The organism is Phaeovulum sp., from assembly GCF_041596715.1.
In the GTDB taxonomy this organism is placed as follows: domain Bacteria; phylum Pseudomonadota; class Alphaproteobacteria; order Rhodobacterales; family Rhodobacteraceae; genus UBA6213.
Genome location: NZ_JBFHIA010000204.1, coordinates 1 through 5,563, shown reverse-complemented (window position 1 = coordinate 5,563; position 5,563 = coordinate 1). Strand labels below are relative to the sequence as shown.

At 62.9% G+C, this 5,563-nt stretch carries 5 protein-coding genes and 1 pseudogene; 1 reads left to right on the top strand and 5 read right to left on the bottom strand.

Annotation, left to right across the window (positions count from 1 at the left end; all coding sequences use genetic code 11):
* Nucleotides 1-236: pseudogene (locus ABY403_RS12785) on the bottom strand (pyridoxal phosphate-dependent aminotransferase); the annotation flags it as partial.
* 131 nt (nt 237-367) lie between these two features.
* Between ABY403_RS12785 and ABY403_RS12780 the strand changes: the two are divergent.
* Nucleotides 368-1,153 carry a crotonase/enoyl-CoA hydratase family protein gene (locus ABY403_RS12780; RefSeq protein ID WP_372841209.1) on the top strand — a complete coding sequence of 262 codons (786 nt, stop codon included), beginning with the start codon at nt 368-370 and terminating at the stop codon, nt 1,151-1,153.
* 30 nt (nt 1,154-1,183) lie between these two features.
* Here ABY403_RS12780 and ABY403_RS12775 read toward each other — a convergent pair whose 3' ends face one another.
* From ABY403_RS12775 to ABY403_RS12760, 4 genes are all read right to left on the bottom strand, one after another.
* On the bottom strand, nt 1,184-1,516 hold the full coding sequence (locus tag ABY403_RS12775) for a DUF1992 domain-containing protein (protein WP_372841208.1): 333 nt from the start codon (nt 1,514-1,516) through the stop codon (nt 1,184-1,186).
* Nucleotides 1,517-1,520: 4 nt separating this feature from the next.
* Entirely contained in the window at nt 1,521-4,376 is a 2,856-nt protein-coding gene (locus ABY403_RS12770) for a valine--tRNA ligase (RefSeq protein ID WP_372841207.1), read from the bottom strand.
* A gap of 75 nt (nt 4,377-4,451) precedes the next feature.
* Nucleotides 4,452-5,219, bottom strand: a complete 768-nt coding sequence (locus ABY403_RS12765; protein WP_372841206.1) for a VOC family protein — start codon at nt 5,217-5,219, stop codon at nt 4,452-4,454.
* Nucleotides 5,216-5,563: DUF1428 domain-containing protein (locus tag ABY403_RS12760; RefSeq protein ID WP_372841205.1), on the bottom strand; the 348-nt coding region annotated here is incomplete at its 5' end. The genes ABY403_RS12765 and ABY403_RS12760, both read right to left, overlap by 4 nt.

Sequence of the window (5,563 nt, the reverse complement as noted above, 5' to 3'; positions counted from 1 at the left end):
TGCGCCGCAAGTGCGGTGCGCAGATCGAAGTTCTCGGGGTCGCCATACATCCAGCTTTCTGCCGCAGCCGCCTGCATCGCCTCGATGGCGCGTGGCGAGGGGCCGAAGCCGTTTTCATTGGCGCCGAGGCGGGCGGCAAAGTGGCGGCCGCGCGTGCGTTCCTGCGTCTCTGGCCCGACAAAGGGCACCGAGGCGGGAAGGCTGGCGGCAAGCGGGGTCAAGCGAGGTCCAATCATGGCACAAGGCGTAGCATAAATTGCACTGCCGACAAGGGGCCGAAGGTGCCGTGGCGTCGCCGCCACGCACACGCGCTGGCGCGCGTGGCCGCGCGAGGGCATACTTTGCAGAACATTCTTAGGAGGTGCCGATGAGCCGTGTCCATCTGACCATGCAGGGCCACATTGCCCATGTGCAACTGAACCGCCCCGAAAAGCTTAACGCCGTGGATATGGCGATGATTGATGAAGTGGTCGCGGTCGGCGAGTCGCTTGCCAAGCAAGCCGATCTGCGCGCCGTAGTGCTTTCGGGCGCGGGCAAGGCGTTTTCGTCGGGGCTTGATGTAGCAAGCTTTGGCGCGTTGGCCGGCAGCGACCCCGAGGCGCTGATCCTGCCGCGCACGCACGGGGCGGCGAACCGGTTTCAGCAATTTTCGCTGGTCTGGCAGCAATTGCCGGTGCCGGTGATCGCGGCGCTGCACGGGCCCTGTTTTGGGGCCGGGTTCCAGTTGGCCTTGGGTGCCGACATCCGCATTGCACATGCCAGCGTCCGGATGTCGGTGATGGAGATGAAATGGGGGCTCGTGCCCGACATGGGCGGTATGGTGCTGCTGCCTCGACTGGTGCGCGCCGACACGCTGGCGCGGATGATCTATACCGCCGAGCCGATGCTGATTGAACAGGCTCTTGCATTGGGGTTGGTGACGGAAGCTGCCGATGATCTGATGGCAAGCGCTTTCGAGCTGGCAGAAACGATTGCATCGAAAAGCCCGTCTGCCATTCGCGCCGCGAAACGTCTGATCGGGCGGGCGCTGGTGGCGGGGGCTGCCGATGTGCTTGCGGCGGAATCGAAAGAGCAGGCCGCATTGATCGGCAAGCCGCATTTCATCGAGGCGGTCTCTGCCAATATCGAGGACCGCGAGCCGAAGTTCGCTTAGGCGCACCGCAGCGGGGCCAGATGCCGCGGCCTAGCCGCGCATGAACTTGCGCCGCGCATCCTCGGCAATCGCCTGACGCATTTCGATCCGCGCAAGCTCGGCCATCGCCGCCTTGCGCGCCTCGGGGTCGGTCAGGGTTGCCAGATGCGCGCGCTGCGCTGCGGCCCGCTTTTTCAGCACGATTTCCTCGGGCAGCACGCCCGCTTCGGCCATGATGCGAAAGCCTGCCGCATCGCCCGCCGAAACGAAGGCATCGCCGGGGCGGTGCGGCAAAGGCTTGCCCTCGCCCGCAAGGCCCGAAAGTTTGCCTTCGGCCAAAGCCTTCAATATGCGCCTTTCAGCCATGCGGTCGGCACCGCTCATCGACTTATCCCAGATCTGCCAGCCGCGCCAAGGCGGTGCGCAGCTTGGCCCCTTCGGCCTCGCCCGCTGCCAGCAATTCGCGGTTTTCCTCGACCACCTCTTCAGGTGCCGATGCTACAAACTTAGGGTTGTTCAGCCGCCCACGCAAGCCGCCCATGTCTTTTTCAAGCTTGTCGAGCGACTTGGTCAGCCGCGCCTTTTCTGCGGCTACGTCGATGACACCCGCCAGAGGCAGCGCGAAGGCCGCACCCGGCAGCGCCAGCGAGATAGCGCCCTTTGGGCTTGTACCATCGGCAATGCGCTCCAGCCGTGCCAGACGCAGAATCAGCGCCTCGTTGTGGGCAAGGGCTGCGCGCGCGGCGTCATCGGCTTCGGTTGTCAGCATGTCGATCTTGGCGGCCACCGGCACGCCCATCTGGCTGCGCGCCGAGCGGATTTCCTCGATAAGCTGGATGACCCAGTTCATCTCGCGGTCGGCCTGCGGGTCGATCAACTCGGCGCCGTATTCGGGCCAGTCGCCGTGCGCCAGCAACTTGGCGCGCGCCCCGGTCATCGCCCAAAGCTCTTCGGTGATGAAGGGCATCATCGGGTGCAGCATCGTGTAGCACTGATCAAGCACCCAACGCATGGTCTGGCGCGTTTCTGGCGCGTGCTCGCCGTCAAACAGCGGCTTGGCAAACTCGACATACCAGTCGCAAACCTTGCCCCAGACAAAGGCGTATAGCGCGTTGGCGGCATCGTTGAAGCGGAAGTTGGTCAGCGCCTCGTCCACCGCCTCGCGGGTGCGCGCCACTTCGCCAATGATCCAGCGGTTCACGGTATGGGCGGGCGTGGGCAGGCCAAGCGGGGCCTCGAACACACCATTCATTTCGGCAAAGCGCGTGGCGTTCCAAAGCTTGGTGCCAAAGTTGCGGTAGCCCGCGATGCGCTGGGTTGAAAGCTTCAGATCGCGCCCCATCGCCGCCATCGCGGTCATGGTAAAGCGCACGGCGTCCGCGCCGAACTCGTCGATAAGCTCCAACGGGTCAAGCACGTTGCCCAAGGATTTCGACATTTTCTTGCCCTTCTCGTCCCGCACCAGCGCGTGCACATAGACGGTGTGGAAGGGCACCTGATCGACCACTGCCAATTGCATCATCATCATCCGGGCGACCCAGAAAAAGATGATGTCGAACCCGGTAATCAGCACGTCGGTGGGGAAGTATTTTTGCAGCTCTGGCGTGTTTTCCGGCCATCCAAGCGTGCCGATCGGCCAGAGCCCCGAGGAGAACCACGTATCGAGCACGTCGGGGTCGCGGGTAAGCGCCTTTCCCGGTGCCATCGCCTGCGCTTCGGCCTCGGACGCGGCGCAGTAATGGTTGCCTTCCTCGTCGTACCAGACCGGGATCTGGTGCCCCCACCAAAGCTGGCGGCTGATGCACCAAGGCTCGATATTTTCCAGCCAGTGGAAATAGACCTTTTCGTGCTGCTCGGGCAGGATCTTCGTGCGCCCGTCGCGCACGGCGTCGATGGCGGGCTGCACGATTTTGGCGGTATCGACAAACCACTGGTCGGTCAGCATCGGCTCGATCACGACCTTGGAGCGGTCACCGAACGGCTGCATGATCGGCTTGGATTCGACGTATGGCACCAGCGCGGGTTCGCCTTCTTCCTCGGCCTTGGGGTTGGGCACCATCACGGCAAGCCCCTCGGCAGTGATCTGCGCGATGACCTGTTCGCGCGCGGCAAAGCGGTCAAGCCCGCGCAATTCGTCGGGAACAAGGTTCAGCGTGTCGATCTCGGCCTCGGTAAAGGCCGCACCACCCGCGATTTCCTGCGCGCGGCGGGCGCAATCGGCATAGGACGCGCCGTCAGCCCGCATTTGGGCGCGGGTGTCCATCAGCCGGTAGCAAGGGATATTGCCGCGCTTGGCCACCGCGTAGTCGTTGAAATCATGCGCGCCGGTGATTTTAACCGCACCCGAGCCGAAGGTCGGGTCTGGGTATTCGTCGGTGATGATCGGAATCAGGCGGCGGTGCGCCTTGGGCCCCACCGGTATTTCGCACAGCTTGCCCACGATCGGCGCATAGCGTTCGTCTGACGGATGAACCGCCACCGCGCCATCGCCCAGCATGGTTTCGGGCCGGGTGGTGGCGATACTGATATAGTCGCGCGTCTCGCGCAGCGTCACGCGGCCTTCGGCATCTTTCTCGACATATTCATAGGTTTCACCGCCTGCCAGCGGGTATTTGAAGTGCCACATGTGGCCCTTGACCTCGATATTCTCGACCTCGAGATCGGAAATCGCGGTTTCGAAATGCGGGTCCCAGTTCACCAGCCGCTTGCCGCGGTAGATCAGGCCCTTTGCGTGCATTTCTACAAAGACCTTGATGACCGCCTGCTGGAAATGCGCGTCCATCGTGAAGGCGTTGCGCGACCAGTCGCATGACGCGCCAAGGCGTTTTAGCTGGTTGATGATCGTGCCGCCGGATTGCGCCTTCCATTCCCAGACCTTGGCCAGAAACGCCTCGCGCCCCATCTCGCGGCGGCTGGCGTTGTTCTTGTCTTTGGCCAGTTCGCGTTCCACCACCATTTGCGTGGCGATGCCCGCGTGGTCTTGCCCCGGTTGCCACAGCACATCGTGCCCGCGCATCCGGTGCCAGCGCACAAGCGTGTCTTGCAGCGTGTTGTTGAAGGCGTGCCCCATGTGCAGGCTGCCGGTCACGTTCGGCGGCGGGATCATGATGCAGAAGGTTTCGGCGGGCGAACCGTCAGCCTTGGGTTTGGCGTTGGCACCCGCGGCAAAGGCACCGGCGGCCTCCCACGCGGCGGCAATGCGGGCTTCGGCTTCGGCGGGCGCAAAGGTCTTTTCCATCGGCATCGGGGCAACTTTCCTTGGGTTGCCCCGATTTAACGCCCCCTTCTGCAAAGGCCAAGGCCCGATGTCGCGCGGCCCTCAGCGCGGCCCGACCAGCGCGAAGATGGACCCCTGCGGATCGCTTGCCACCACGATGAAGGCACCGCCCGGCACGTCTTGCGGCCCGCTTACCACTTTGCCCCCGGACGCGGTGACCCGCTTGGCGGCCGCGTCGATGCTTTCGATGCCAAAGTAGGGTAGCCAGAACGGCGTGCCCGGCCCCGGCATATCGGGTGCAAGCCGCATCATGCCGCCAATGTCGGTGCCCTGATGGCTGAAGATGTCGTAGCGGCCCATCGCGCCCATATCCATGCTGGTGCCGGCTTTCCAGCCGAACAGCTCTGAATAAAAGGCAAAAGCCTCCTTGGGATCAGTGGTCATCAATTCGTGCCAGTTGCCATGACCGGTCTTTTTCTGATCGAAGGCATTGCCCTTGGAATCGAGTGGTTGCAATAGCCCGAAAACCGCACCTTGCGGGTCTTGCACAACGGCAAACCTCCCGGTGCCGGGAACGTCGTTGGGTTCCATATGCACCTTGCCTCCGGCCTTTGTGACGGCTTCGATGGCGGTATCGCAATTGCCGGTGGTGAAATACACCATCCAGAAGGGCGGCATACCCTGTGCCTCCGGCACCCAGATGCCCGCCACCATGTCGTCGCCTGCCGCGGCAAGCCGATAATCTGCGCCTTCCATGCCCGCATTGGTCACCTTCCAGCCGAGCACGGCGGCATAGAATGCCTGCGCGGCATCTGGGTTGTAGCTTGTCAGTTCATACCAGCACGGATTGCCGTTTGGGGTGGTGGTCATGGCGCGCCCTCCGAGTCAAAAATCGGGATGAAGCCGCCATAAATCATCCGCTTCATGTCAAACGGCATGTCGCTCATGGCAGCCATTTCGGGATCTTTCATCATCTTTTCCATTCCGGCATTGCGCGTTGCCTTGTCGGGCCAGACAATCCAGCTAAAGGCGACGATTTCGCCCGGTTTGGCCGCGACCGAGCGTTTGAAATCGGTCAGTTCACCTTCGGGGATGTCGTCTGACAGCGTTTCCACCATCTGTCGCGCGCCGTATTTCTTGAAGATTTTCCACCCCATACGGGCGGAGGCAAGATACGCATCGCGCTTGTCGGCGGGCACCGGAACCACGAATCC

Coding starts and splice junctions, on each gene's coding strand:
- ABY403_RS12770 (WP_372841207.1), bottom strand. CDS start 4,376: ATGCCGATGGAAAAGACCTTTGCGCCCGCCGAAGCCGAAGCCCGCATT.
- ABY403_RS12765 (WP_372841206.1), bottom strand. CDS start 5,219: ATGACCACCACCCCAAACGGCAATCCGTGCTGGTATGAACTGACAAGC.
- ABY403_RS12775 (WP_372841208.1), bottom strand. CDS start 1,516: ATGAGCGGTGCCGACCGCATGGCTGAAAGGCGCATATTGAAGGCTTTG.
- ABY403_RS12780 (WP_372841209.1), top strand. CDS start 368: ATGAGCCGTGTCCATCTGACCATGCAGGGCCACATTGCCCATGTGCAA.